Origin of the sequence: Martelella sp. HB161492 (genome assembly GCF_013184775.1) — a bacterium.
Classification (GTDB): domain Bacteria; phylum Pseudomonadota; class Alphaproteobacteria; order Rhizobiales; family Rhizobiaceae; genus Martelella.
The window spans coordinates 74,055-98,949 of the sequence record NZ_JAATVV010000009.1 but is presented as its reverse complement, the minus strand read 5'-3'; the positions used below and the strand labels follow the sequence as shown (position 1 = coordinate 98,949).

Sequence of the window (24,895 nt, the reverse complement as noted above, 5' to 3'; positions counted from 1 at the left end):
CATCAGGACGTACTGACTCTAGGCATCGGCTTGCCGGACGTTGATTTCAGCGTTCGGCTCGATCCGATGGAGCTCTGGATCGCCGGCGCATTGGCCGGGTCTATAATTCCTCCGGCGAATGCGTCTCCGCGAAGCGAGAAGCTGGCATGCGGCTTTTTGAATGTCATGATGACATTCCGGCGCCTCAAAACCAGCCATAACAGCGAAAGGGAGATGAACATGAAGGAATTTTCTTGCGGAACACTCGTACCCGGCTGCAAGTGGCACACGGCCTCGAATGATGAGGCGGAAGTGGTGCTTCGTGCAGTCGAGCATCTCAGATCCGCTCACGGTGAAACGATCATCCGTGAAAACATGGTCGAAAACATCAAGGAACGGATCCGCGACACGACGGAAGCCGGTTAGGGCTTCAACGTCGCAACCAGCGCTTCCATCCGGGCGGCGAGTGTCGCCCGGTCATATGCAAATCCCCCCTCGACCCATTCATTCTCCAGCAGCTTGAGAATTTCGCCGACCTGTGGTCCAGGTTTGGCTCCGGCCGCGATCACATCCGCGCCCGTGATCGGCATGAGCGGCTTCTCCCACGAGGTGACCATTTCGAGGAGTACCAGGAGCCGCGCCGATGCCGCCGCCTGCTCCAGATCGCCAGCGGCCGCTTTTCCCCTGGCCGATGCGAGCAGATGCCGCAGACGGATTTCGATCCCATCCCTGCCATGGCGATAAAGCAGACGCTTCAGCGCGGCCTGGCTCATGCCGTCACCCATCTGCGGCGCCCGGGCGAAGGCCTTCAGCCGCGCCCCCTCGGCATTGGACAGGCGCAGACGGCGCGCCATGGCGCTGACGCGCCCCTCGTCCGGCGGAATGATCGCGGCGAGACGGAGATAAGGGTCCGGTGTCCAGCCAAGCTGCGCTTCCGTCGCGATCAGCGGTCCGATGGCGTCGATCCCCCATTTCTCACTTTCCGGCAGAACAAGCGTCAAAACCCCGGTCTGTCGCATCCACAGCAGCGCCCGCGACGGATCTTCAGCCGAAAGAAGCTTTTTCAGCTCGCTCCAGATCCGCTCGGCCGACAGCGTGGCGATCCCGTCGCGTGCCTTGGCGGCAGCCTTGAGACCCTTAGCATCAGGCCGGCCGGCACCGTACCAGGCGAAGAAGCGAAAGAAACGCAGGATCCGCAGATAGTCCTCACGGATCCTGAGCTCGGCATCTCCGATAAAGCGCACCGTTTTCGTCTCGATATCGGCCAGACCATCGACAAGGTCGATAACCTCGCCATCCATCCCGGCATAAAGCGCATTGATGGTCAGGTCGCGCCGGGCCGCATCCTCGGCCCAGTCCGTTCCGAAACGGACCTGAGCGTGGCGGCCAAAGGTTTCGACATCGGTGCGCAATGTCGTCAGCTCGAAGGGCTGGTGATTGCAGATCACCGTCACCGTGCCATGGTCGATACCCGTCGGCACCGGCTTCATGCCATGGGCCTTCGCCCGGGCGATGACGGCGTCAGGTTCCAGCGTGGTTGCCATGTCGATATCGTTGACGGAAAGCCCCATCAGCGCATTGCGCACCGCGCCGCCGACAACACGCGTCTCCGCGCCGTCGCCATTCATGACGTCGAGAACGCGCTGAACATTTTCAGCCATAAACCAGGGCTGATCCTTGACGCTTGTCACGCATAAAGCCTTTCATAGATTGTCCGGATGATACCGGCAGTGATGCCCCAGATCCGATATTCACCAAAGGTCATCTCGTAGAATTGCCGGTCATGACCGGCAAGCACGGCGTGGCCCATCTGATGGTTGGCCGGGTTCATGATGAAGGAGAGCGGCACCTCGAAAACCTCGGCCACCTCATCGGGATTGGGCGTCAGTGAAAAGCCGGGACGCACCAGCGACAGCACCGGTGTGATCTTGAACCCTGTCCCGGCGAAGTAATTGGGCATGCGCGCCAGCGGCTCGACGAAATTTCGCAACAGGCCGATCTCCTCCTCGCTTTCGCGAAGCGCAGCGGCTTCAGGACTTGCATCCTCCGGATCGATGGAACCGCCGGGAAAGGAGATCTGGCCGGAATGCTTGCGCAGCTTGGTCGTGCGTCGGGTGAAGATCACCCGCGCTTCCGCGCCGTCATCGATCACCGGCACCAGAACCGCGGCATCACGCAGCGCGATGCTCTCAAGTCCGTCCAGAAGATCCGGGTTCAGCCGATGGTCACCATGGTCGCGCCAGGCCTCCGCAAGCGGCCGCCCGCTCTGGTCAAGCGCCCGCCGGCGAAATTCGGAAGCGCTGAAAGCCCCGGCCTCACTCATATGCTTCATCTCCGATATCCTTCATCCGCATCACCGGGAAAACGGCACCAGCCGAGCGGATGACGAACATTGCCTCTCCGTCGATCTCGGCCTCTTCGCCCAGCGCCACGAGATCATGCACCAATGCGCGCGAAAACAGTGCTTCCAGCCTTCCGCGCACCCTTACATAGGGTTTGAGGGCGCCATCTTCACCCTCATGCACAAATCGCAGCGGATGGTCGGCATCAATCGCGATGATATTGCCGGTATTCGTGCGAATCGCCAGAAGCGGCTCTCCGCCCTGCTCGGCAATCTTCAGTTCGACAGCCAGGAAAGCGGCGTCCTCGACGCGGATCCTCACCTTTTCCACAGGCGTGACGAGATAGGTTTCGCCATCCTCGTCCTTGCGAAGCACCGAGGCAAACAGCCGCAAGAGCGCTTCCCGGGCGATCGGCGTCTTCATGTAGTGCCAGCTGCCGTCGCGCCGAATCTCCATATCGATGGCGCCACAATCGGGCGGATTCCAGCGTTCGACAGGCAAAGCACCGGCCGCCTTCATGTCTTCTTCGGTAAACAGCCGTGCTATTTCGCCGGCAAGGCCACTTACATCGCTGCTTTTTCGTATTGTCATGTTTCGGTCCCGGTTTAAACCTACGGTCTCGAAAGAGCTCGCTCTCGGAATAGTCATTTCGATCCGTCTTGTCAGCCGCCAAGAGGTGTTTATCCTGATTGCGATCATGTGGCGGTATTATTTCGATTTTCGGGTTCGCCCGCCCTGGCGTATCACTATCGCGGAGAAAACAGCATGGGTCTGACACGACCGACCGGTCACGACATTGATGAGGCCGAAATCGTCAAGCAGGCGGAGCAGGCTCTCGATGACCTGAAAAGCGTGCGCGAAGAGACGGCGAAGGTGATTTACGGCCAGGAGGCCGTGGTTGAAAACGCCATGCTCTCGCTTCTGTCCGGCGGCCATGCGCTGCTTGTCGGCGTGCCGGGTCTGGCCAAGACCAAGCTGGTCACCACGCTTGGCACCGTGCTCGGCCTTGGCGCCAGCCGCATCCAGTTCACCCCCGATCTGATGCCGTCAGATATTCTCGGCGCGGAAGTGCTGGAACAGGATGAAAGTGGCAAGCGCTCCTTCCGTTTCATCAAAGGGCCGGTGTTTGCCCAGCTGCTGATGGCCGATGAAATCAACCGCGCCTCACCGCGCACGCAATCAGCGCTTCTGCAGGCCATGCAGGAATATCACGTGACGATTGCCGGCCAGCATTATGCGCTGCCGCGCCCGTTCCACGTCCTGGCGACGCAGAACCCGCTGGAGCAGGAGGGCACCTATCCGCTGCCCGAAGCGCAGCTGGACCGCTTCCTGCTGCAGGTCGATGTTGCCTATCCCGAACTGGAAGCCGAACGCCGCATCCTCCTGGAAACGACCGGTCTTGCGGAAAAGACCGCAAGCCCGGTTCTGACCGCCGAGCGGCTGATGGAAATTCAGGCGCTGATCCGGCAGATGCCGGTCGGCGAAAGCGTGGTCGAGGCGATCCTGAAGCTGGTGCGCTCCGCCCGTCCGGGCAATGGCGAGGCCGACACCGACCGCCATATTGCCTGGGGTCCCGGGCCACGTGCCGGCCAGGCACTGATGCTCACGGTGCGCGCCCGCGCGCTCTATCAGGGCCGGCTGGCCCCTTCGATTGACGATGTGCGGGCGCTCGCCGAACCGGTGCTGAAACATCGCATGGCGCTGTCCTTCGCTGCGCGCGCCGAGGGCGTCAAGCTTTCCGATATCATCGCCAAGATCGCGGCACGCGACTGAAAGCAGGTCATCACGTGGCACCCATTGGACACAGCGTCACGCCAAGCGCCGCCGGCAGCGCCCTGAGCGAGGCCGCCCGGCGTGCGGCTCTGATGCCCGACTGCCTGACCGAAGCGCGGCGGATCGCCAATACGGTGATCGCCGGATGGCATGGCCGCAAACGCCGCGGCACCGGCGAACAGTTCTGGCAGTTCCGCCCCTATGCGCCGGGCGAGAGCTATACCCGGATTGACTGGCGCCGCTCCGCCCGCGACGACCATGCCTATGTCCGCGACATGGAGTGGGAGGCTGCCCACACGATCTGGCTTCATGTCGATCTGTCGCCGTCCATGCTGTTCCGCTCGACGCTCGCCCCGGTCTCCAAGGAAAAACGTGCGCTTGTGCTGATGCTGGCACTGGCAGAGCTTCTGCTGCGCTCCGGCGAACGGATCGGCGTGCCCGGAATCATGGCACCAGTTGCACATCGCAATGGTGCCGAACGGCTGGCCCATGCGCTTTCGCTTCAGCCCGACCGGCCGCCAAGCCTGCCCGACACCACCCTGATCCGCGATCATGCCGACATGGTGATTTTCGGCGATTTTCTCGATCAGCCGGACGCGCTGATCGCCCGGATCGCACCGCTGGCCGAACGCGGCATCCGCGGTCATCTGATGGAAATTGCCGATCCGGCAGAAGAAAGCTTTCCCTATCGTGGCCGCACGGAATTCCGCGATCCCGAGACCGGCAGGCGGCTGACACTTGGGCGCGCGGAAAGCCTGCGCGATGAGTATCTGCAGTTCTATCAGCAACGGCGCCAGTTCCTTGCCGCCGAGGCCCGCCGTCTGGGCTGGAGCTTTGCCACCCACCATACCGACCACCCTGCTTCCGAAGCGCTCAGCACGCTTCATGTGCGCCTTTCCGGGGAAACCATGGCTGGAGGGCGCAACTGATGGGCCTTCTCGCCTTTGCCAGCCCTTTCGTGCTGTTGTCGCTGGTGCTGCTGCCGGCGATCTGGTGGCTTCTCAAGCTGACGCCGCCGCGCCCGACACAGGAAAGTTTTCCACCCTTTGCCATCCTCGCCCGGCTGGCCAGACGGGAGGAAACGCCGGCCAGAAGTCCGTGGTGGCTGACGCTGTTGCGCATGCTGCTTGTGACGCTGGTGATTCTGGCGCTGGCGGATCCGCTGCTGAACCCGCAGAACACCGAGCTTGCCCCGGGCGGGCCGCTGGCACTCGTCGTCGATAATGACTGGGCAACCGCCGAAGACTGGCAGGACCGCGTTGACGCCGCCTCGCGCCTGATCGACGAGGCGGAAAAACAGGATCTGGCCGTTGCGCTGGCCTTTACCGCCGGTCCGGCCGGCGACGCCAGCCCGGTTTCGGCCACGGCCGCGCGCGAAAGGCTGGCCGCCGCCCGCCCGGCCCCGCTTCGTCCCGATCGCGAAAAGGCTGCGGAAAACCTCACAAGCGGACTGAACGGAACCAGGCCGGGCACGCTGGCGCTGATCTCGGACGATCTCTCGGCAAGCGGTGATGCTGCGGCCATTGCCACACTCAACGCGCTGAAGCCTGCGGCCATGCTGGTGCTTGGACGGCGCGGCCCCGCCCCTGATGCAATCAGTCTGGCGCATAATGATGCCGATGCGACCCGCGTGAGCGTGATCCGCGCCGATGCCGGAACGACCGAGACCCGGACGGTCAACGCCTATGACAAGGAGGGCCGGCTGATTGCCAGCGCCGATGCCGGTTTCGATGCTGATGCCACCAGCGCTGTCGCAACGCTGTCGGCGCCTTTTGAGCTGCGCAATGATTTCGCGGCACTCAGGCTCGATGGTTCAGCCGATGCCGGTGGCGTTCATCTGGTCGATGACGGTTTCAGGCGCCGCCGCGTTGCCCTGATTACCGGCGATGAAGCCAATGATTTCCAGCCGCTTCTGACACCGGTATACTATATACGTCAGGCGCTGCAGCCCTATGCGGACCTCGTGCAGAGCCACAAGCAGACACTGGGCGAACAGGTTGATGAATTGCTGGCCGACAAGCCATCGGTGATCATACTGGCCGATATCGGCACCATGCCTGACGATGTCCATGCGAAGCTCGAGGACTGGACCAAGGCTGGCGGCACGCTGATCCGCTTCGCCGGACCGCGCCTTGCAGCCAGCGATGGCGACGATTCGCTGCTGCCGGTGCAGCTGCGCCAAGGCGCCCGCGCTTTCGGAGGCGCCATGTCATGGAGCGAGCCGCAGCATCTGGCGCCGTTTTCTCCGGACAGCCCCTTTGCCGGGCTGCCGGTCCCTGCCGATATCACGGTCAAGCGGCAGGTTCTGGCCGAACCCACCGCCACACTGCCGGAACATACATGGGCGAGCCTGACCGACGGCACGCCTCTGGTAACAGCCGCCGATGACGGTGCCGGCCGGCTGGTGCTGTTTCACACCGCTGCCGATGCGACCTGGTCCGACCTGCCGATCTCGGGCTTTTTCGTTGAAATGCTGCGCCGGGTGATCCGCCTGTCGCAGGGAAGCGCCGTTGCAGCCGGTGACGCCGGAACATTGCCGCCCTACCGTCTGCTCTCAGCCGATGGCGCGCTGTCAACCGACACGGCCAATGCCAAGCCGCTCGCCATCCGGGCTGATACCAGCCCTGTTGCCAGCCAGGACAATCCGCCCGGCCTTTATGGCAGTGCCGACGGTTTTGTCGCGCTCAATCTCTTCAATGCCGGCGACGCGCTTTCTCCCTTTGAAGCGGGCGCCCTGTCGCCCAGCGCCAGCACCGGCTTCATCGACGGTCCGCAGACCGTGTCGCTGAGGCCATGGCTGCTGGGGATCGCCTTTCTCCTGCTTCTGGCTGACGGAGTGATCATGCTGCTCATGAATGGTGCCTTTTCGCGCCGCAACGGCAAGACGGCGGCCATGGCACTGGTGATCGCTCTGGTGCCGCTTGCCGGTCTCATCCAGCCACAGACCGCCCATGCGAATGAAAAGTCCAGCGAGGATGATGCCGTCATCATGGCTCAGCTTGACGAGACTCACCTCGCCTATGTGATCACCGGCGAAGACGATGTCGACAATATCGCCAAACGCGGGCTGGAAGGTCTGTCGGAGTTTATCTCCTACCGCACCGCGCTCGAGCCGGGCGATCCCGTTGGTGTGGACCCGGCGAAGGACGAACTGGCCTTCTATCCGCTGATCTACTGGCCGATCTCTGCCACCGCCCCCATGCCGAGCCCTGAAGCCATTGCCCGGATTGACGCCTATATGCGCAATGGCGGCACGGTCCTGTTTGACACGCGCGACCAGTATTCGCCGCTCGGCAGCAATGTCGCCAGCGCCAATACCCAGCGACTGCGCCAGATCCTCAGCTCCATCGATGTGCCGCCGCTGGAGCCGGTGCCGGATGGCCATGTGCTGACGCGCGCCTTCTATCTTCTGGATGATTTTCCCGGACGCTATGACGGCTCGCCGCTCTGGGTGGAGGCGGAAGGCGGCAGCAATCCGGCCCTTGCCGAACCGGGTTCCGGTTCCATGGGCGGTGACGGCGTGTCCCCGATCATTATCACCGGCAATGATTTCGCCGGCGCCTGGGCCATCAATGATGACAGCACGCCGATGCTGCCAACCATTCCACCCGATCCGCGCCAGCGTGTTCTCGCCTATCGTGCCGGTGTCAATATCGTCATGTATATGCTGACCGGAAACTACAAGGCCGACCAGGTTCATGTCCCGGCTCTTCTTGAAAGGCTCGGCCAGTAATGCAGCTTGCCTTTTCACCCTTCCTGCCGCTGCCGGTCCTGCTCGCCGCTGTCGTGATGGTCGCGCTTCTCGCAGGCATCGGCTATTTTGCCCGCCTCAAGGGCACGACGCTGCGCGCGCTTTCCGGATTGCTGATCATAGCCGCACTTGCCAACCCGACATTGTCGCGTGAGGAACGTTCGCCGCTGCCGACCATTGTTCCGATCGTTGTTGACCGCAGCCAGAGCCAGAAGCTCGGAGAACGGCAAGAGCAGAGCGACGATGCCCTTGCTGCCCTGCAAAAGGAGCTTGAGGCAAAGCCGCTGATTGAACCGCGCATCATCGATGTTGCGACCTCCGAGGAAAATGGTTCCGCCTCGACGCGCGCCTTCGGCGCCCTTGCCGATGCCATTCGCGATGTTCCGCAAAGCCGGCTTGGCGGCGCCATTTTCATTACTGACGGCGAGATCCACGACATCCCGGACAATACCGCCCTTCTCGGCGGTCAGGCGCCGCTCAGCGCCCTGATTACCGGCAGGCCTGAAGAGTTTGACCGGCGGATCGCCATTGATGAAGCACCGCGTTTCGGTCTTGTCGGCGAGGATCAGTCCGTCACCTTCCGGGTGATCGATGATGGTGCGATTCCGCCGGCAGATGCGTCAGCGGCAACGGTGACAGCACGGGTCAATGGCGACATCATCGCAACGATGAGGGTTCAGCCGGGCGAGCCGACCACGCTGCGCTTCAACGTGCCAAATGGCGGCAGCAATATTGTCGAACTCTCCGTGGACAAGATTGCCGGGGAGCTCAGCGACGTCAACAATCGTGCCGTCAAGGAGGTTGAGGGGATCCGTGAGAACCTGCGCGTGCTGCTGGTGTCTGGTTCTCCCCATGCCGGCGAGCGAACCTGGCGCAACCTTCTGAAGTCCGATGGCTCGGTCGATCTCGTCCACTTCACGATTTTGCGCCCGCCGGAAAAGCAGGATGGAACGCCGATCAACGAATTGTCGCTGATCGCCTTTCCGACCCGCGAACTGTTCAACGACAAGATCGACGATTTCGATCTGATCATTCTTGACCGCTACCAGAACCGCGGTGTGCTGCCGCTGCTCTATTACGATAATATCGCCCAATATGTGCGTAAGGGCGGCGCACTTCTGGTTGCCGCGGGACCGGAAATCGCCGGGCCGGAATCGATTGCCGCAACACCGCTTTCAAGCGTCCTGCCGGCAATCCCGAGCGGAAATGTTACCACGGGCGGCTACTATCCTGAGCTTTCCGATCTCGGACGCAAACATCCCGTAACCCGCGACCTGCCGGGCTCCGCATCGGAGCCGCCGGACTGGGGCCGCTGGTTCCGCGCCATCGATGTCAGCGGGGCGGAAGGCGAGACCGTGATGACGGCCGACGGCAAGCCGCTTCTGGTGCTCGACAAGGTGGGCGACGGACGCGTGGCGGAGCTCTTGTCCGATCAGGGCTGGCTCTGGGCACGCGGCTTCGAAGGCGGCGGTCCTTATGCGCAGCTCTATCGTCGCATCGCCCACTGGCTGATGAAGGAACCGGCGCTCGAAGACGAGGCGCTGACGGCAAAGGCCGATGGCCGGCATTTGACGGTCACCCGTCAGACCATGGGCGACGCCCCCGGCCCGGCCACGATCCACACACCGTCCGGCGAGACGATCCAGCTGCCGCTCGATGAAACCGAGCCCGGGCTTTATCGCGGTGAAACGGATCTGGATGAAACCGGCCTGTTCACCATTGATAACGGCGATCTGGAACGCCTGATCAATATCGGTGATCCGAATGCACCGGAATTCAGGGCGATGATTTCGACCACGGAGACGCTTGAACCGTTAAGTGCAGCAAGCAATGGCCTCACCAGGCGGCTTGTCGCCAGCAATGGCGCTGCAACCTCCGTGCCGCCGCTGCGGCTGGTATCAGGCGCGATGCGTGCCGCTGATGGCAACGCCATCCCGATCCACATGACCAGCGATACCGTGCTTAAAAGCATCCGCACCCTGCCGCTGTTTGCCGGGTTCCTTGGCATTGCGCTTCTGCTGCTGGCGCTTTCGGCGACATGGTGGCGCGAAGGACGCTCCTGAGCCTGCGGCGTTTCCTGACGCTGGAGCGGCTCAGCCGCGCCAGCGCATCATTCCGACCATCCGGCTGCCGACATCGGCGGCAATCGGGTAAGCCAGAATCCGGCGCGGATCGACAGGACCGGGCAGAAGCAATGTCGGCGGGATGATCGGCTTGAAGCCAAGCGGTCCATAATAGGGCGCATCACCGATCAGGATCACGGCTTCGGAACCAGCCTTGGCTGCCGCTTCGGTGGCAATCGCCACCAGACGCCGGCCAATGCCCTGATTCTTGAAAGACGGCCGGACCGCGAGTGGCCCGAGCATATGTCCGGCAACCTTGCCAGCCCAGACCGGCGTCATGCGCACCGACGCAATCACCTTGTCCTGACAGAGGCAGACAAAGGAAAGCTCCATGTCATGGGGACCCTGCTCGCGAATCCGGCTAGCTGTACGGGTAAACCGCCCGGGGCCAAAGGCCTCGTCGTTGATCTCTTCGATTTCGATGTCGTGGGAAACCAGTTCGGCGCAATAATGCAAATCGGCTGTCATGTCGGAAAAAACCTGTTCTCGGCGCGCAAAAACTCATTCGGGGTCTGGAAAGCCCCGTCTCATCCGGTTCAGCGTCGTCGCAGGTTCAGCAGCATCAATTGGCCTTTGTCATAAAGTCTGTTGCCTCTAGCAGGAATGCAGCCAAGGGTCCAGACTTTTTCGCAGCAAATCGCAACCGTCCGGGACAGGGCGCAACACACTGTCAAGAGATTGAGGACTGGCAATTTGGCGCAAAGACCGTATCTCTCCCTCAGAAACGAAAAGAAAGGAGAGCGCCATGGGCATGCTGGTTGACGGCGTCTGGAAAGATGTCTGGTACGAAACGAAGAAGACGAACGGACATTTCAAGCGTGAGAACGCCCAGTTCCGTAACTGGCTGACGGCCGATGGCGCCCCCGGAGCGACCGGAAAACCGGGCTTTGCCGCAGAGGCCGGACGCTATCACCTCTATGTGTCCCTGGCCTGCCCCTGGGCGCATCGCACGCTGATTTTCCGCAAGCTGAAAGGCCTCGAAAACCTGATCAGCCTGTCGATCGTCGACCCGCTGATGCTCGAGAACGGCTGGGAATTCAAGAACCGCGACGGCGGCACCGACGATCCGGTCAATGGCGCCGATTTCCTCTGGCAGGTCTACAAGGCAGCGGCAGATGACTATACCGGCCGCGTCACAGTGCCGGTATTGTGGGACAAGAAGACCAGAACCATCGTCTCCAACGAGTCGGCGGAAATCATCCGCATGTTCAATTCCGCCTTCAACGGCATCACCGGCAACACGCTGGACTTCTACCCGGAAGCGCTCAGCAGCGAGATCGATGCGATCAATGCGCAGGTCTATGACACGGTCAATAACGGTGTTTACAAGTCAGGCTTCGCCACCACCCAGGCCGCCTATGAGGAGCATGTGACCAGGCTGTTTGCGGCGCTTGACGCACTGGAAGACCGCCTGTCGAAACAGCGTTATCTCGTCGGCGACCAGATCACCGAAGCCGACTGGCGCCTGTTCACGACGCTGGTGCGCTTCGATCCGGTCTATGTCGGTCATTTCAAGTGCAATCTGAGGCGGATTGCCGACTATCCCGCGCTTTACGGTTATCTGCGTGAGCTCTATCAGGTGCCAGGCGTTGCCGAGACGGTGAATTTCGACCACATCAAGCGCCACTATTACGGCTCCCACAAAACCATCAACCCGACCGGCGTCGTGCCGATGGGGCCGTTGCAGAATCTGGATGCGCCGCACGGGCGTGATGCGCTCTAGCAAATCGGCTCGAAAATCGGAATCGATTTTCGAAAAGAACGATTTGTAGATTCAATAAGCTAGAGCACCATGCGTCCAAAATGGCGCATGGTGCTCTAGCGGTTTTGCTCCAGCCAATCGGCGCTGCACTTCAAAATATCGGGCGCGACGTCGGCCTCGACGTCGCGTCTCAGTGTCGCCAGGCTGACGGCGGCCAGGCTGTCGCGCCAGGCGCGGTCGGCGGCAAGCATCACACGGGCAACCGGACAGATCCCGGTCGAACAATGGCCCTCGGGCAGGCAGGGATTATTGTCGCGAATATTGCGACAGGCAAACAGCGGCGCCTTGCCTTCGACGGCTTCGACAACATCCAGAAATGAGATATCGTCCGCCGGCTTTGCCAGGCGATAGCCACCGGACGGGCCCAACGTGCTTTCCACCAGTCCCGCCTGCGACAGGGCCTGCAAGGCCTTGGACAGATATTCCTTTGGAATGCCGTGAAACGCGGCAAGGGTTTTGGTCGGCAGATAGACATGCGGCGGTGCGCCGGCCAGAACCGCCGCACAATGCAAGACCCATTCGACCTGATTTCTAAGCTGCATCCAACTCCAGTCCGGCCTTGTCGAGACCGTAAAGTGCGTCAAGCGATCCCGGAACACTCTGATAGGCGATTCCAATACGGTTCCACCCGTTAATCGATACCACCATGAAGGTCAATTCGGCGATCTCTGCATCGCAGAATTCCGCCCGCAGCGCCTGATAGGCTGCATTGATCTCATCATGGTCAGTAATCTCAGTCAGCACCTCGGCAAAGGCCAGGGCGGCCCGCTCACGCGCTGAAAACAGCGGAGACTCCCGCCAGACAGGCAGGTGATAGAGCCGCAGCTCCCCCTCCCCGTCAATCTTCGCCTCCTTGCTGTGCATATCGACACAGAAGGCGCAGCCGTTCATCTGCGAAATCCTGAGATCGATCAGATGCCTGATCGTGGCTTCAACGGACGTACCCGTCAGTCTGGCGCTGAAGCCGTAATAGGCTTTGACCAGATCCGGCGCGAGTTTCTGATAATCCGGGCGTGTCATCGTCATCTCCTGAAATTATTTAAGGATATAGAACATCCTTAAGGACATTTAATATCCTTATTTCAAGATCCGTCAAGTCCGGCATGACGCCTGCGACATGGCAAAGCAATCTTGCGGCGGCGCAATCGCATCGCTATGACAGAGACCATGTACACCCTCGCCCATATTTCCGATGTCCATCTTGGCCCGCTGCCGCGGGTGTCGCCGCGCGAGCTCTTCTCCAAGCGAATCACGGGCTATATCAACTGGCACCGGAACCGGGCCCGCCATCACAAGGGTGATACGGTGGAGCAATTGCTGCTGGCCATTGCCGATCAGCATCCGGACCACCTCGCCATCACCGGTGATCTGGTTAACCTTGCGACCCGTACGGAAATCGACAATGCCGCCCGCTGGCTGGAAAGCGTCGGCGAGCCGCACAATGTCTCACTCATCCCCGGCAATCACGACGCCTATGTCGCGGGCGCCTATGCACGCGTGAACGAGGCCTGGCGTCCGTTCATGGCGGGTGACGCCGCCCAGCCGCTCAGCCTGCGTGACGAGCAGCAGTTTTTCCCCTATATCAGACGGCGCGGCCCCGTGGCGCTGATCGGCTGTTCCAGCGCCATCGCCTCACCGCCCTTCCTCGCCATCGGCAGCTTCGGCAAGAAACAGGCGCGCGCCACGGCAGAGCTTCTGCAGAGAGCCGGCGAAGAAGGACTGTTCAGAGTGGTGATGATCCATCATCCGCCAATCACCGGGGCAGCCAGCCGCCACAAGCGCCTCATCGGCATCAGGCGCTTTGCCGCTGCCGTCTCCACGGGCGGCTGCGAGCTCGTGCTGCATGGCCATACGCATCTGAACACGATCAACTTCATCGCGACGGCCAGAGGCCGGGTGCCTGTGATCGGAATCGCCGCTGCAGGTCAGGGCCCCTTGGGCAGGAAGCCGCCCGCCGCCTTCAATCTGATCAGGATTGCAGGAACCGACGGTGACTACAGTTTCACCTGCACCCGCCACGGGCTATCAGGTCAAAACGGCGTCTTCGAAGCGGAAAATGAATTCAGCTATTCCTGGCAGACGCGCTGAACTGGGGCACGGCTCACTCGACGCTATAGGCGTCGATCAGCGCATTGAAATTCGTCTCCAGCACCTTGAGCAGCAGCTTGCCTTCATCGGGACCGAGCTTTTCCCAGCCGAGGCTTCGCTTGACCGTGTGCTTGCACTGACGCAGATAGGTCGATTGTCCCATCATCGTGAAGGTGAGAACCCGCACTTCCTCACTGGCCGGATCGCGACCCGTCGCCCGGCCAATCAGCGTCGAAAGCCGCGTCTGCAGCGGCTGCAGGAACTCCTCATAAAGGATGTCATAGGCCTCGCCTGGCTGCGAGATATGCCGCATCATGAAGGATGAAATCTGCTCGGCATCCTGACGATCGGAGATCTTGGTGATCAGGATCGGCAGACTGTCGAGCAGTTCCTTGCGCGCTTCCGCCCGCGTTATGTCTTCAGGGATCGGATCGAGAGCGGAGTGACCGAACTGCTGTTCCATTGCCGCAATGACATACTTGGCGCATGCCCGCATCAGGCCCGGCTTACCACCGAAGTGATAGGCAATGCTGCCGATATTGGCATTGGCCATGTCCGCGATCTGCCGCGTGGATACCGCATTATAGCCGAACTCGCCAAATAATTTGAGCGCTGTGGAGATCAGTGCCTGGCGAGTGGCAGCAGCTCCCTGCAAAACTTCAGTCATAACCAACCAAATCGTTTAGGCCACCAGGTGGCGGCCTCCGCGGAGCGGGATACGAAAAACAACGGGCGCTCCGATTCCCATCGTTGGATATCATGTAGTGTTCTGTTCCGTGTGACAGCCTAGGCAGCAAGAAATATGGGGAAAATTCCGGTATCGATGCAAGTTTTTTTAACGACCCGACCGGAATTTGCCATGTTTCCATGTGCTGAAAGATATCATAAAAAATGATATGGAAATGGTCTTGCCCAAATCCAAGAGCGAGGCCAATATCAGCGCAACGTGTGACACGTGAACAAAATAACCTGGAAGCCAATCAACAAGAACCGCTTCCGGACATAGAGCTTTGAGTTATGGACGTCGCCCTATCTGAGCGCAAGATCAAGAATAAGAAACGTCGTTCTGGCCGTGGCCTCTTGGCCACCGGGCTGGTTGGCTTCATGTGTCTTGGCATGGGGGCCGCTATTGGCCTTGGCGTATCACGTGAAGCCGTGCCATCCACTCCCAATCTCAGTCTGCCGGTTGACGCTGGCATCGACTGGCTTGACGAGATCTGCGTCTCCTTCCGCCTGTTTGGCCGCGGCTACAAGCCGATGCTGGATGTCGGACCGGATGACCCGGCTGCAGTTCGCGACCTCATGAGCCGCGCCACCGGACTGGATATCCGGATACCCGCTTTTGCCGACAAGAACATGATCTTCGAAGGCGTGCGGATCGTCTCGATCAACCGGTTGCCCGGTGCCGAGCTCTTCTACCGCAAGCCAACCGGCGAACCCTTCTCGGTATTCGCCATTGCCCAGTCTGCCTCCAAGGATAACCAGATCACCGAGGTCAACGAGACGATTCGCGACGATATCGGCATTGCCTGGTGGCAGGGCAATGCCGCGCTTTACGCAGTGGTCGCCCCGTCTTCGGACGCCGAAATTTCCGACATCGCCAAATCGGCCTATCTGTCCTTCTGAGCCGTCTGGCTCTCTTTCTGTCACCGCCGACATAAAAAACCCCGACTTTTCAGCCGGGGTTTTCTGGATATCTGCCGCTTTCGCGATCTCAGCCTTCGGCGCGTGTCGCCAGAATATGATTGGCCGCAGAAACGATCGCCTCCAGCGAAGCGGCAACGATATTGGTGTTGACGCCGACGCCATAGAGATGGCCGCCCGGATAGGCGACATCGACATAGGATATCGCCCGGGCATCCGAACCTTCATGCATGGAGTGCTCCGAATAATCGGCAACGGTCAGCTTCACGCCGAGATAGGCCGAGAGCGCATTGATAAAGCCGTCGACCGGACCATTGCCCTGCGCATCAATGCGCTTTGTCACTCCGCCATCGGTAATTTCTGCCGTCACCATGCGCACCCCCTTGGCATCGCCCTGCGGATAGGTGTGATGATCGACAAATTTGATCCGGGCCTCCGGCTGGTCGACGTAATATTTGACAAACTCCTCATAGATCCGCTTCGAGGGCAGCTCCCGCCCCTCTTCATCCGTGATCTTCTGAATATGCTCGCGGAACTCCACCTGCAGGCCGCGCGGCATGTGAATGCCGTAGTCCTGCTGCAGGATATAGGCGATCCCCCCCTTGCCGGACTGGGAGTTGATGCGGATGATCGCCTCATAGGTGCGCCCGACATCCTGCGGATCGATCGGCAGATAGGGAACTTCCCATTGCGGCTTGTTGGCGACGCGGATCGCCTTCATGCCCTTGTTGATGGCATCCTGATGCGATCCGGAAAAGGCGGTGTAGACCAGCTCGCCGACATAGGGATGGCGCTCGGGAATCACCATCTGGTTGGAATATTCGTAGACGGCCTTCATCCGCTCGATATCGGAGCAATCCAGTTCCGGATCGACCCCTTGCGTGAACATGTTCAGCGCCAGGGTAACGATATCGACATTGCCGGTGCGCTCGCCATTGCCGAACAGCGTGCCTTCGACACGGTCGGCGCCTGCCATCAGCCCCAGCTCCGCCGCAGCAATGCCCGTTCCACGGTCATTATGCGGATGAACGGAGATGATCAGGTTTTCGCGATTGTCCAGGTTGCGGCACATCCATTCGATCTGATCGGCATAGATGTTCGGCGTCGACATTTCGACCGTCGAGGGCAGATTGATGATCAGCTTGTTGTCGGGTGTCGGCTTCACCTCGGCGATCACCGCATTGCAGACCTCCAGCGCCACATCGAGCTCCGTGCCGGTAAAGCTTTCCGGCGAATATTCAAAGCGATAGCCACCGCCGGCCTTTTCCGCCATATCGGTGATCATCTTGGCGGCATCGACGGCAATCTGACGAATGCCGGCAACATCCTTGCCAAACACCACGCGGCGCTGCAACTCACTGGTGGAATTGTAGAAATGCACGATCGGCCGGTTGGCGCCTTCCAGCGCTTCGAAGGTGCGGGTGATCAGCTCCGGCCGGCACTGCACCAGAACCTGCAGCGACACATCCTCGCCAACACCGCTGTCCTCCACGCACCAGCGGGCAAAATCGAAATCCGTCTGCGAGGCAGAGGGAAAGCCGATCTCGATTTCCTTGAAGCCCATATCCAGCAGCATCTGGAACATGCGGGCCTTGCGATCATGGCCCATGGGATCAACCAGCGCCTGATTGCCGTCGCGCAGATCGACCGAACACCAGATCGGCGCCTTGTCGATGCGTTTCGACGGCCAGCTTCGGTCCGTGAGGTTGATCTGGCCGTAAGGCTGGTACTTGCTGGATGCCGACGGCATGCCCTTGCGAATGATATTGACGCTCTCGTTCATTGTCTCGTCCTTCGATGCGCCCGGTGTCTCATGCACATCGTCGTGCCGGACCGGATCAGTCTCGTAAAATTCAGTTTCAGGAGATTTCAGCGAGGAGCGCTTTTAGACCCAGGCGGTTTCGGCCGCCGGGCGCTCCTCAACGGACCCGGCAACCGCGCGTAAGGCCGAGAAGAAGGAGCGTCTGAGGAACGGCAGAACCGGCGCCGGCGGTCTGGACCGCAGACGGCATAAAGGCCGGGGACTGGTTCGTCATCGTGTTCATGACAGGCTTCATAGCGGCAAGCGGCCTGCATTGCAATCCGAATTTTGGACCTGACTGCACAACCATGCGGCATCAGCGCCAGAAAACAGGCAGAAGCCCACGGGCATAGGCGGAGCGATGCGAGCATCGCCCCGCGCGCCTGCCCGATTACCGGCGGAAACCGCCGCCGCCAAAGTGGCCGCCACCAAAGTTCCCGCCACCGAAATTGCCGCCGTGAAAACCGCCCGCGCCATGCGGTATTTCCGGTCCCGGCCCCATCGGCACATGCGGCCGCGGACCGCCACCAGGCGGCCTCGGTCCGCCACCAGGCGGCCGTCCGCCATTTGGCCCCGGCGGATGATGGCCAGGCCTCGGATCCGGTCCAGGCCCCTGCCAGGGCTGGCCCGGTGGCACCAGCCAGGGATAGGGGTTACCGGCGACGAAGGGCGGATAGTCATCATAGGGCGTATAGCCCCAGCCATAGCCCACGCCGACACCCGATTCGACGACACAACCCGACAGCATTGCCGTGACAGCGCAACCACCGAGAATTTTCAGCAGTTTCGAAACCAATCTTCACCCCCATGTGACCGTTTGGAACCGTTTAATCCTGAAGATATCTGACAGTCATAGTTTGTTTACTATGAATTGGCCATGAACGGCGGCAGTTCGCAATCCCTATTTGTTGCCGCCCCTCATCTTTTCAACGCCACGTTTCATTCCCATCACGGCAAGTCCGGCAACCAGCCCCCAGAAGGCACCGGAAATGCCAAAGAAGCTGGCGCCAGAAGCAGCGGCCAGAAAGGTCGCGGCAGCGGCCTCTCGCGCATCGGGCTCCTTGAAGGCCCCCATGGCCGATGCCCCCAATGCGCCGATCAGGGCAAGGCCTGCCACGGCTTCGATCAGGATCGTCGGCGCAAGACTGACAAGGGCGACGACCAGCCCGCTCAACAGCCCCAGCAGGACATAGCCGACCCCGCCGATGATGGCGGACCAGTAGCGTTTGGCCGGATCGGCATTGGCATCCGGCCCCGCACACATGGCAGCGGTGATGGCCGCAAGATTGATGCCATGGCCGCCAAAGGGCGCCGCGATGACGGAGAACAGGCCTGTCAGCGAGAACAGCCGGCCCGCTTCCGGCCGGTAGCCATTGATGTTCAGGATCGCGATACCGGGAATATTCTGCGACGCCATGGTGACGATGAAGAGCGGCAGCGCCACGGCGATCGTCGCCTGCAGCGAGAAATGCGGCGTCACCCAGACAAAGCGCGGCAGCATCTGTTCGGCAACGCCAGCCCAGGCGCCGTCGGGAATGTCGACCCCGAAAACAACCACCAGCGCAAAGGCCAGAAGTGCTGCCGGAACCGCCAGCAGCCGATTGAAGGCGCCGGCCACGGCCCAGGCAAGGATGATCGGCAGACCGAGGATCGGACTGAAGGACACAGCCTGAACCGGCGCCAGGCAGAGGCTTAACAGAACGCCGGCCAGCATGGCATTGGCAATCGGGGCGGGAATGGCGGAAATGGCGCGGCCAACGGGGCGCACCAGCCCGGCAATGATGATCAGCACATTGGCAATGATGAAGGCACCAACCGCATCGGCAAAGCCTCCCTGCTGCATGCCCGCCGTTGCCAGCAATGCCGCTCCCGGCGTCGACCAGGCGATGCTGACCGGCATGCGTGTGACGGCGGAAATCAGAATGCCGCTCAGCCCCATGGCGATCGACAGCGCCATCAGGCCCGATGCGGCTTCCGCCGGCGATGCACCGACACCGGCGAGCCCCTGCAGAACAACGGAAAAGGAGCTGGCAAAACCGACAAAGGCGACCAGCAGGCCCATGAACAGGCCCTGAAGGGAGAAGTCTTTCAGCATAGGCGTACCGGGCAGCGAGCGACAGGAAGGTTCAACAAAGATCAAATGCGCGCAGGCATTGCAAGGCCGGACAGGGCAGAAGCGAGCGGCCGGGCGCAGTTTTAGGCCCAAGGACCAGGCCGGGCGTCACCCAACGCCTTAAAAAAATCCCCCGTCCCTGACAGGACGGGGGATTGAAATCACTGACGTCTATGGCCTTTGCCTCAGAGGTCGGCCTGGCTGGAAACGATTCGCGACACCAGACCGTAACCGATGGCTTCATCGGCGGAGAGCCAGTAATCGCGATCCGTATCATGGGCGATCTTTTCGACCGACTGACCGGTTGCCTCGGCGAAAATCTTGTTCAGCCGCTCATTCATGCGAATGATCTCGCGGGCCTGGATCTCGATATCGGAAGCCATGCCGCGTGTGCCGCCGGAGGGTTGATGCAGCAGAAACCGCGTGTTCGGCAGGCAGATGCGGCGCTCCTTCGGAACGCTGACATAGATCAGCGCGCCGGCCGAAGCGACCCAGCCCGAACCGATGATGGTGACCTTCGGCTTGATGAACTTGATCATGTCATGGATCGAGTCACCCGATTCCACATGACCGCCCGGCGAATTGACGAAAACGCGAATATCGTCGTCGCTGACGGCTGCCATGGCAACGAGCTGCGAGCAGACCCGCTGCGCCAGCTCCTGCGTGATCGGCCCATAGATGAAGATGGACCGCGACTTGAACAGGTTGGCTTCCGCTTCCTTGCCCAGGGGCAGTTCAGTCTTCTTGTCGTCTTCGTCTTCGTCGTTCATGCGCATCTCCGAAACTGAATGTTGCACCTCCCGACTTAATGCCTCCGGCGCGACAAAACAATTGCCGATGACAAAGGAAATTCACACCGAAGTGCCTGAGGGGGGGCAAAATGACACCTGCGCCAATTTACGTATGGACATGGTTGCCGCCGGATCGCTAATCTTGACGCACTCAACTTCAGCCTGCCCCTACGGGCCAGATCTGCCCTGACAACAAAATGAGGGAACCATGTTCAAGCGCATCGCCTTGTCCGCACTGATCCTTGCCGCCGCAACCGCACCGGCCTTTGCCCATCTCAACCCCGCAGAACACGGCTCGTTCATGGCCGGCGTTTCGCATCCGCTGTTCGGCGCCGACCATATCCTGGCCATGGTCGCTGTCGGCATCTGGGCCTCGATGATCGGCGGACGGGCCATGCTGGCGGTTCCGGCAGCATTCGTCGCCACCATGGGGTTCGGCTTTGCGCTGGCACTTTCAGGCGTCTACCTGCCCTTTGTCGAACCGGCAATCCTCGCTTCCGTCGTCGGCCTTGGCCTGCTGGTTGCCCTCGCTGTCAAGCTGCCAACGCCGGTTTCAGCAGCCGTGGTCGCCGTCTTTGCGCTGTTCCACGGCTATGCCCATGGCACCGAGCTTGGTGGCGCCGGCGCCATCCGCTTCGGCCTTGGCTTCATGGTCGGCACAGCCCTGCTGCACGCTGCCGGTCTTGGCATCGGCATGGGCCTCAACCGTTTTGGCGGCACCACGCTTTCGCGCATTCTCGGCGGTGCAACGGCGCTTGCCGGCATCGCCATGATGGCCGCCTGAGCCCTACGGCCAAGCCAACGAGAAACGCCGCGCGGCAAAACCGCGCGGCGTTTCTGTTTCGCCACCAGTGCTCTCGTCTCAGCCGCGCCCGCGATAGGGCTTGACGCCCTGATCCGGAAGCCACACACCGTCCGGCGGTGTCCCCGTCTGCCAGAAGACATCGATCGGTATGCCACCTCGCGGATACCAGTAGGCGCCAATTCTCAGCCATTTCGGATCGAGCAGTTCAACGATCCGCTTGGCGATATAGATCGAGCAATCCTCGTGGAAGGCACCGTGATTGCGGAACGAGGCGAGAAACAGCTTCAGCGACTTCGATTCCACCAGCCATTCGCCGGGAATGTAATCAATAACGATATGGGCGAAATCCGGCTGCCCCGTCATCGGGCAGAGCGAGGTGAATTCCGGTGCGGTGAAACGGACAACGAAATCCGTACCAGCCTGGCTGAACGGCACCTTTTCCATCACCGCATCTTCGGGATTTGAAGGTGCCTCTACGGCATGGCCGAGCTGGGAAAGCCCGGAAACATCTGTCTTGACCATGAGCCTATCCTCTCAAGTTTCAATTGTAGCAGCAGCGGCCGTTTATTCTGGAACGACCCGGGCTAAATCCGCACCCGCACGCCATGGGGTTTCACCCCTTCCGGCTCCACATGAATGGCCAGACTGGCGCCGGGAATGGCCGTCTTGATGGCTGCCTCAAGCCGGTCGCAGATTTCATGTGCCTTGCCAACACTCATATCAACCGGCACGACGAGGTGGAAATCAATAAAGGCAGCCGGACCGGCACGCCGGGTCCTCAGATCATGAACCCCGATCGACCCCTCCGCATTGGCGGCAATGGCGGCGCGGATGCCGTCTTCCTCGTCCCCCGTCAGCGCGGAATCCATCAACCCGCTCATTGACGAGGAGATCACCCTCCAGCCTTCGAACAGGATGTTGGCAGCAACCAGAAGCGCCAGCAGCGGATCGAAGATCGGATAGCCGGTCGCCAGTGCCAGAGCGAGGCCGATGACCACACCGACAGAGGTGACCACATCGGTGCGGATATGCTGCCCGTCTGCCACCAGCGCCGGAGAGCGACGCTTGCGCCCCTCGGTGATCAGAAGATAGGCCCAGACACCATTGATGACACTGGCGATGACATTGACGCCAAGACCGAGCGTGACTGATGTCGGCATGGTCGGGTTGGCCAGCTCTCCGACCGCTTCACGCACGATCAGCAGCGCCGCAACGATAATGAAGACGCCTTCAAGAACCGCCGAGACATATTCAGCCTTGTAATGGCCGAACTGATGATCGTGGTCGGCGGGCTTGGCGGCGTAGACGATGGCGATATAGGCGGCAATCGAAGCGACGACATTGACGATCGATTCCAGCGCATCTGACAGAAGTGCGACCGAACCGGTGAGCCAGTAGGCCAGGAACTTGATCGCAAAGACGGCCACGGAAATCGGAATACTGGCCAGCGCCAGCCGGCTGATTGTGCTCCTGCCAGTCTCTGTCATCTCTGTCTGCCTGAATGGTTTCGATCGTCTTGCCGGTCCCTGCCCGGCGCGCCCGCTTATAGACATAAAGGCGGCGAAGATGCAATTTCCGCCGCCCCTGATATCACAAGTTATACCACTAACCGGGACTAGAGGCCGACGGCCTTGCGACCGGCATTTGCCGTTTCGTCCGCAGGCCGCGCTAGCCGCATCACCGCGTTTTCGATAATGCGCATGCCGGCATCACCGCCAAGGGTCATGATCGATTCCGGGTGGAACTGAACGGCGGCCACCGGTTCGCTTTCATGCTCGATACCCATGACAATGCCGTCATCGGTTTCCGCCGAAATCATGAAGGCCTTCGGCAGAGCCACGGCATCGGCAAAGATCGAGTGATAACGGCCGACCGTGATTTCCTTTGGCAGGCCGGCAAACAGCCGTCCCTGCTCCAGCACCCGGATGCGGGACGGCTTGCCATGCATGGGAACGGCGAGCTGGCGCAGCGAGCCGCCATAGGCCTCGGCCAGCGCCTGCAGACCAAGGCAGACACCAAAGAGCGGAAGGCCGCGTGCGCGCGCCTTTCTGATCGTGGCAGCGCAGTCGAAATCCTTCGGCGAACCCGGTCCGGGCGAAAGCACAACGAGATCCGGATTGATCCGGTCGAGCGTTTCTTCAGCCACGGGAGAGCGCACGGTGGAAACCGTGGCGCCTGTCTGGCGCAGATAGTTGGCCAGGGTATGAACGAAGGAGTCCTCGTGATCGACCAGCAGGATCTTCACACCCTCGCCAACGCGCGCAACGCTGCGCACGGCCGGCGCCTCGCTCACCGTTTCCGCCTCGCGGATGGCAGCGAGCATCGCTGAGGCTTTCAGCTCCGTTTCCGCTTCTTCTTCCTTCGGATTTGAATCGTAAAGCAGCGTCGCACCGGCACGGACAGAGGCAATGCCATCCTTCACCCGAATGGTTCTGAGCGTCAGCCCGGTGTTCATGTCGCCATTGAAGCCGACCATGCCGATCGCCCCGCCATACCAGGCGCGCGGGCTCTTCTCATGGTTCTCGATGAAGCGCATCGCCCAGAGTTTCGGCGCCCCCGTGACAGTCACCGCCCAGGCATGGCTCAAAAAGGCGTCAAACGCGTCCATGTCGGGCCGCAGGCGCCCTTCGATATGATCGACGGTGTGGATCAGCCGTGAATACATCTCGATCTGCCGGCGGCCGATAACCTTGACCGATCCTGGCTCGCAGACGCGGCTCTTGTCGTTGCGATCCACATCCGAACACATGGTCAGCTCGGACTCGTCCTTGACCGAGTTCAGAAGCTTCAGGATCTGCTGGCTATCGGCAATCGGGTCTTCGCCGCGCTTGATGGTGCCGGAGATCGGGCAGGTCTCGACCCGCCGCCCGGTGACGCGGACAAACATCTCCGGCGACGCGCCGATCAGATATTCCTGATTGCCCAGATTGATGAAGAAGGAATAGGGCGAGGGATTGGTGGACTTCAGCCGCTTGGAAATCGCCGACGGCCTGGAGGTGCAGCGCTCCATGAACTGCTGGCCGGGCACGACCTCGAAGAGATCGCCGCGCACGAAACTCTCCTTGGCCTTGACCACCAGCTCGGCATATTCGCCGGGGCGGTGATCGCCGCGCGGCGGAACGCTGTCCGAAGAGCGGAACGGATCGGCGGCGATCTCGCCATCCCTGCCGGCCGTTGCCAGCCCGTCCTTCTTGAATTCATAGCGGTCGATCCACGCCTTGGCCGCGTGGTTATCAACCATCATCACCTCATCGGGCAGATAGAGCACCATATCGCGCTGATCCGACGGGCGTTCGAGCTTGAGCGTGATCGCATCGAACTGGAAGGCCAGATCATAGCCGAACGCCCCATAAAGTCCGAGGCTTGCATCCTCTTCCGAATAGAAAAGATCGACGATCGCCCGCAGGACGGTGAAGACGGTGGGCGCCTTGGAGCGTTCCTCCTCGGTGAACTGACGGTCAGGATCAGCAACCTTGAGATCAATGCGGCGCGCGCTCGTGCCGGTGATCGTCACCGCATCCAGCGCCTCCACGACCGGAGCAATCATGCCAAGCAAGGCTTCGCCGCGGCCATTGAAGGCCTCGAGCCACATGGTGCGGCCAAGACAGGAGATGGCGACCGGCGGATCAATCACCGCCGTGTCCCAGCGGGTATAGCGACCGGGATATTCATAATTGGATGACAGAACCACGCCGCGCCGCTCATCCAGCCGCTCGATATAGTTGGAAACCGCGCTGCCATAGGGCACGTAACGCCGTGTACGGGTGATGTTCACGCCACCCCTGGTCAGATAGCTTTCCCCGGTCTCGGACTCGTGAAGGCTCATGTGTTCCACCTCGTCTTTCGGGCCAGCCCTGTGCCGGTTCCCGCCGATTGCTCCCTGCCCCGCAATGAGACAGCCCGAAATACAAAAAAGCCGCCTC

Annotated in this window: 23 protein-coding genes; 9 read left to right on the top strand and 14 right to left on the bottom strand. The window is 61.0% G+C overall.

From position 1 onward, the window contains the following. Nucleotides 1–219: 219 nt before the first annotated feature. Nucleotides 220–405, top strand: coding sequence for a DUF1059 domain-containing protein (locus tag HCK86_RS15835; RefSeq protein ID WP_176085452.1), 186 nt, complete (start codon nucleotides 220–222; stop codon nucleotides 403–405). On the opposite strand, the gene HCK86_RS15830 is transcribed toward HCK86_RS15835, so the two are convergent. Genes HCK86_RS15830 through HCK86_RS15820 form a run of 3 tightly spaced genes read right to left on the bottom strand, consistent with a single transcriptional unit; the run spans nucleotide 402 to nucleotide 2,912 of the window. After that, nucleotides 402–1,670: a CCA tRNA nucleotidyltransferase gene (locus HCK86_RS15830; protein ID WP_176085451.1), complete on the bottom strand. Its 1,269-nt coding sequence runs from the start codon at nucleotides 1,668–1,670 to the stop codon at nucleotides 402–404. The two genes, HCK86_RS15835 and HCK86_RS15830, sit on opposite strands and share 4 nt — an antisense overlap. Then, nucleotides 1,667–2,302: a CoA pyrophosphatase gene (locus tag HCK86_RS15825; protein ID WP_176085567.1), complete on the bottom strand. Its 636-nt coding sequence runs from the start codon at nucleotides 2,300–2,302 to the stop codon at nucleotides 1,667–1,669. Before HCK86_RS15825 ends, HCK86_RS15830 begins: the two co-directional genes overlap by 4 nt. Continuing rightward, the gene (locus HCK86_RS15820; RefSeq protein WP_176085450.1) at nucleotides 2,295–2,912 is read right to left on the bottom strand and encodes a DUF1285 domain-containing protein; all 618 of its coding nucleotides are present in this window, start codon (nucleotides 2,910–2,912) and stop codon (nucleotides 2,295–2,297) included. Before HCK86_RS15820 ends, HCK86_RS15825 begins: the two co-directional genes overlap by 8 nt. 174 nt (nucleotides 2,913–3,086) lie before the next feature. On the opposite strand from HCK86_RS15820, the gene HCK86_RS15815 reads away from it, so the two are divergent. The 4 genes from HCK86_RS15815 to HCK86_RS15800 are packed head-to-tail and all read left to right on the top strand — an operon-like array spanning nucleotide 3,087 to nucleotide 9,908. After that, the gene (locus HCK86_RS15815) at nucleotides 3,087–4,094 is read left to right on the top strand and encodes a MoxR family ATPase (RefSeq protein WP_176085449.1); all 1,008 of its coding nucleotides are present in this window, start codon (nucleotides 3,087–3,089) and stop codon (nucleotides 4,092–4,094) included. A 14-nt stretch (nucleotides 4,095–4,108) separates the two neighbouring features. Next, nucleotides 4,109–5,023: a DUF58 domain-containing protein gene (locus HCK86_RS15810; protein ID WP_176085448.1), complete on the top strand. Its 915-nt coding sequence runs from the start codon at nucleotides 4,109–4,111 to the stop codon at nucleotides 5,021–5,023. Then, nucleotides 5,023–7,827, top strand: a complete 2,805-nt coding sequence (locus HCK86_RS15805) for a DUF4159 domain-containing protein (protein ID WP_176085447.1) — start codon at nucleotides 5,023–5,025, stop codon at nucleotides 7,825–7,827. The genes HCK86_RS15810 and HCK86_RS15805 overlap by 1 nt, the downstream gene beginning before the upstream one ends. After that, on the top strand, nucleotides 7,827–9,908 hold the full coding sequence (locus tag HCK86_RS15800; RefSeq protein WP_176085446.1) for a hypothetical protein: 2,082 nt from the start codon (nucleotides 7,827–7,829) through the stop codon (nucleotides 9,906–9,908). Before HCK86_RS15805 ends, HCK86_RS15800 begins: the two co-directional genes overlap by 1 nt. 30 nt (nucleotides 9,909–9,938) lie before the next feature. On the opposite strand, the gene HCK86_RS15795 is transcribed toward HCK86_RS15800, so the two are convergent. Beyond that, nucleotides 9,939–10,436, bottom strand: coding sequence for an N-acetyltransferase (locus HCK86_RS15795; RefSeq protein WP_176085445.1), 498 nt, complete (start codon nucleotides 10,434–10,436; stop codon nucleotides 9,939–9,941). A 277-nt stretch (nucleotides 10,437–10,713) separates the two neighbouring features. Between HCK86_RS15795 and HCK86_RS15790 the strand changes: the two genes are divergently transcribed. After that, nucleotides 10,714–11,691 carry a glutathione S-transferase family protein gene (locus tag HCK86_RS15790; protein WP_176085444.1) on the top strand — a complete coding sequence of 326 codons (978 nt, stop codon included), beginning with the start codon at nucleotides 10,714–10,716 and terminating at the stop codon, nucleotides 11,689–11,691. A gap of 95 nt (nucleotides 11,692–11,786) precedes the next feature. On the opposite strand, the gene HCK86_RS15785 is transcribed toward HCK86_RS15790, so the two are convergent. Further along, entirely contained in the window at nucleotides 11,787–12,272 is a 486-nt protein-coding gene (locus tag HCK86_RS15785; protein WP_176085443.1) for an Rrf2 family transcriptional regulator, read from the bottom strand. After that, nucleotides 12,262–12,750, bottom strand: coding sequence for a carboxymuconolactone decarboxylase family protein (locus tag HCK86_RS15780; protein WP_176085442.1), 489 nt, complete (start codon nucleotides 12,748–12,750; stop codon nucleotides 12,262–12,264). The genes HCK86_RS15785 and HCK86_RS15780 overlap by 11 nt, the downstream gene beginning before the upstream one ends. Before the next feature lie 147 nt (nucleotides 12,751–12,897). Between HCK86_RS15780 and HCK86_RS15775 the strand changes: the two genes are divergently transcribed. Beyond that, complete coding sequence (locus HCK86_RS15775; RefSeq protein WP_176085566.1) at nucleotides 12,898–13,818, top strand: metallophosphoesterase; 921 nt, start codon at nucleotides 12,898–12,900, stop codon at nucleotides 13,816–13,818. A 13-nt stretch (nucleotides 13,819–13,831) separates the two neighbouring features. Here the strand turns inward: HCK86_RS15775 and HCK86_RS15770 are convergent, their stop codons facing one another. After that, complete coding sequence (locus HCK86_RS15770) at nucleotides 13,832–14,485, bottom strand: CerR family C-terminal domain-containing protein (RefSeq protein WP_176085441.1); 654 nt, start codon at nucleotides 14,483–14,485, stop codon at nucleotides 13,832–13,834. A gap of 350 nt (nucleotides 14,486–14,835) precedes the next feature. On the opposite strand from HCK86_RS15770, the gene HCK86_RS15765 reads away from it, so the two are divergent. Next, nucleotides 14,836–15,444, top strand: coding sequence for a hypothetical protein (locus HCK86_RS15765; RefSeq protein ID WP_176085440.1), 609 nt, complete (start codon nucleotides 14,836–14,838; stop codon nucleotides 15,442–15,444). Nucleotides 15,445–15,532: 88 nt separating this feature from the next. On the opposite strand, the gene leuA is transcribed toward HCK86_RS15765, so the two are convergent. From leuA to HCK86_RS15745, 4 genes are all read right to left on the bottom strand, one after another. Then, the gene (gene leuA / locus HCK86_RS15760) at nucleotides 15,533–17,245 is read right to left on the bottom strand and encodes a 2-isopropylmalate synthase (RefSeq protein ID WP_176085439.1); all 1,713 of its coding nucleotides are present in this window, start codon (nucleotides 17,243–17,245) and stop codon (nucleotides 15,533–15,535) included. Between the two features lie 409 nt (nucleotides 17,246–17,654). Further along, nucleotides 17,655–18,059 carry a hypothetical protein gene (locus tag HCK86_RS15755; protein ID WP_210259930.1) on the bottom strand — a complete coding sequence of 135 codons (405 nt, stop codon included), beginning with the start codon at nucleotides 18,057–18,059 and terminating at the stop codon, nucleotides 17,655–17,657. A gap of 105 nt (nucleotides 18,060–18,164) precedes the next feature. Continuing rightward, nucleotides 18,165–19,358, bottom strand: a complete 1,194-nt coding sequence (locus HCK86_RS15750; RefSeq protein WP_176085438.1) for a benzoate/H(+) symporter BenE family transporter — start codon at nucleotides 19,356–19,358, stop codon at nucleotides 18,165–18,167. A gap of 203 nt (nucleotides 19,359–19,561) precedes the next feature. Then, nucleotides 19,562–20,146: an ATP-dependent Clp protease proteolytic subunit gene (locus HCK86_RS15745; RefSeq protein ID WP_176085437.1), complete on the bottom strand. Its 585-nt coding sequence runs from the start codon at nucleotides 20,144–20,146 to the stop codon at nucleotides 19,562–19,564. A 229-nt stretch (nucleotides 20,147–20,375) separates the two neighbouring features. On the opposite strand from HCK86_RS15745, the gene HCK86_RS15740 reads away from it, so the two are divergent. Next, nucleotides 20,376–20,951, top strand: coding sequence for a HupE/UreJ family protein (locus HCK86_RS15740; RefSeq protein WP_176085436.1), 576 nt, complete (start codon nucleotides 20,376–20,378; stop codon nucleotides 20,949–20,951). A gap of 78 nt (nucleotides 20,952–21,029) precedes the next feature. Here HCK86_RS15740 and queF read toward each other — a convergent pair whose 3' ends face one another. The 3 genes from queF to HCK86_RS15725 all read right to left on the bottom strand — a co-directional run bounded on the left by queF (nucleotide 21,030) and on the right by HCK86_RS15725 (nucleotide 24,798). After that, nucleotides 21,030–21,494 (bottom strand): preQ(1) synthase, encoded by a 465-nt coding sequence (queF, locus tag HCK86_RS15735; RefSeq protein ID WP_176085435.1) that lies wholly within the window; start codon nucleotides 21,492–21,494, stop codon nucleotides 21,030–21,032. 62 nt (nucleotides 21,495–21,556) lie between these two features. Then, complete coding sequence (locus HCK86_RS15730) at nucleotides 21,557–22,459, bottom strand: cation diffusion facilitator family transporter (RefSeq protein ID WP_176085434.1); 903 nt, start codon at nucleotides 22,457–22,459, stop codon at nucleotides 21,557–21,559. A gap of 128 nt (nucleotides 22,460–22,587) precedes the next feature. Next, nucleotides 22,588–24,798: an anthranilate synthase gene (locus HCK86_RS15725; RefSeq protein WP_176085433.1), complete on the bottom strand. Its 2,211-nt coding sequence runs from the start codon at nucleotides 24,796–24,798 to the stop codon at nucleotides 22,588–22,590. Nucleotides 24,799–24,895: the final 97 nt, after the last annotated feature.

Bases quoted from the DNA above. Each gene is read 5' to 3' on its own strand.
- HCK86_RS15835 (WP_176085452.1), top strand. From the start codon at position 220: ATGAAGGAATTTTCTTGCGGAACACTCGTACCCGGCTGCAAGTGGCAC.
- HCK86_RS15825 (WP_176085567.1), bottom strand. From the start codon at position 2,302: ATGAGTGAGGCCGGGGCTTTCAGCGCTTCCGAATTTCGCCGGCGGGCG.
- HCK86_RS15820 (WP_176085450.1), bottom strand. From the start codon at position 2,912: ATGACAATACGAAAAAGCAGCGATGTAAGTGGCCTTGCCGGCGAAATA.
- HCK86_RS15815 (WP_176085449.1), top strand. From the start codon at position 3,087: ATGGGTCTGACACGACCGACCGGTCACGACATTGATGAGGCCGAAATC.
- HCK86_RS15805 (WP_176085447.1), top strand. From the start codon at position 5,023: ATGGGCCTTCTCGCCTTTGCCAGCCCTTTCGTGCTGTTGTCGCTGGTG.
- HCK86_RS15800 (WP_176085446.1), top strand. From the start codon at position 7,827: ATGCAGCTTGCCTTTTCACCCTTCCTGCCGCTGCCGGTCCTGCTCGCC.
- HCK86_RS15795 (WP_176085445.1), bottom strand. From the start codon at position 10,436: ATGACAGCCGATTTGCATTATTGCGCCGAACTGGTTTCCCACGACATC.
- HCK86_RS15790 (WP_176085444.1), top strand. From the start codon at position 10,714: ATGGGCATGCTGGTTGACGGCGTCTGGAAAGATGTCTGGTACGAAACG.
- HCK86_RS15785 (WP_176085443.1), bottom strand. From the start codon at position 12,272: ATGCAGCTTAGAAATCAGGTCGAATGGGTCTTGCATTGTGCGGCGGTT.
- HCK86_RS15780 (WP_176085442.1), bottom strand. From the start codon at position 12,750: ATGACACGCCCGGATTATCAGAAACTCGCGCCGGATCTGGTCAAAGCC.
- HCK86_RS15775 (WP_176085566.1), top strand. From the start codon at position 12,898: ATGTACACCCTCGCCCATATTTCCGATGTCCATCTTGGCCCGCTGCCG.
- HCK86_RS15770 (WP_176085441.1), bottom strand. From the start codon at position 14,485: ATGACTGAAGTTTTGCAGGGAGCTGCTGCCACTCGCCAGGCACTGATC.
- HCK86_RS15765 (WP_176085440.1), top strand. From the start codon at position 14,836: ATGGACGTCGCCCTATCTGAGCGCAAGATCAAGAATAAGAAACGTCGT.
- leuA (WP_176085439.1), bottom strand. From the start codon at position 17,245: ATGAACGAGAGCGTCAATATCATTCGCAAGGGCATGCCGTCGGCATCC.
- HCK86_RS15750 (WP_176085438.1), bottom strand. From the start codon at position 19,358: ATGCTGAAAGACTTCTCCCTTCAGGGCCTGTTCATGGGCCTGCTGGTC.
- HCK86_RS15745 (WP_176085437.1), bottom strand. From the start codon at position 20,146: ATGAACGACGAAGACGAAGACGACAAGAAGACTGAACTGCCCCTGGGC.
- HCK86_RS15740 (WP_176085436.1), top strand. From the start codon at position 20,376: ATGTTCAAGCGCATCGCCTTGTCCGCACTGATCCTTGCCGCCGCAACC.
- queF (WP_176085435.1), bottom strand. From the start codon at position 21,494: ATGGTCAAGACAGATGTTTCCGGGCTTTCCCAGCTCGGCCATGCCGTA.
- HCK86_RS15730 (WP_176085434.1), bottom strand. From the start codon at position 22,459: ATGACAGAGACTGGCAGGAGCACAATCAGCCGGCTGGCGCTGGCCAGT.
- HCK86_RS15725 (WP_176085433.1), bottom strand. From the start codon at position 24,798: ATGAGCCTTCACGAGTCCGAGACCGGGGAAAGCTATCTGACCAGGGGT.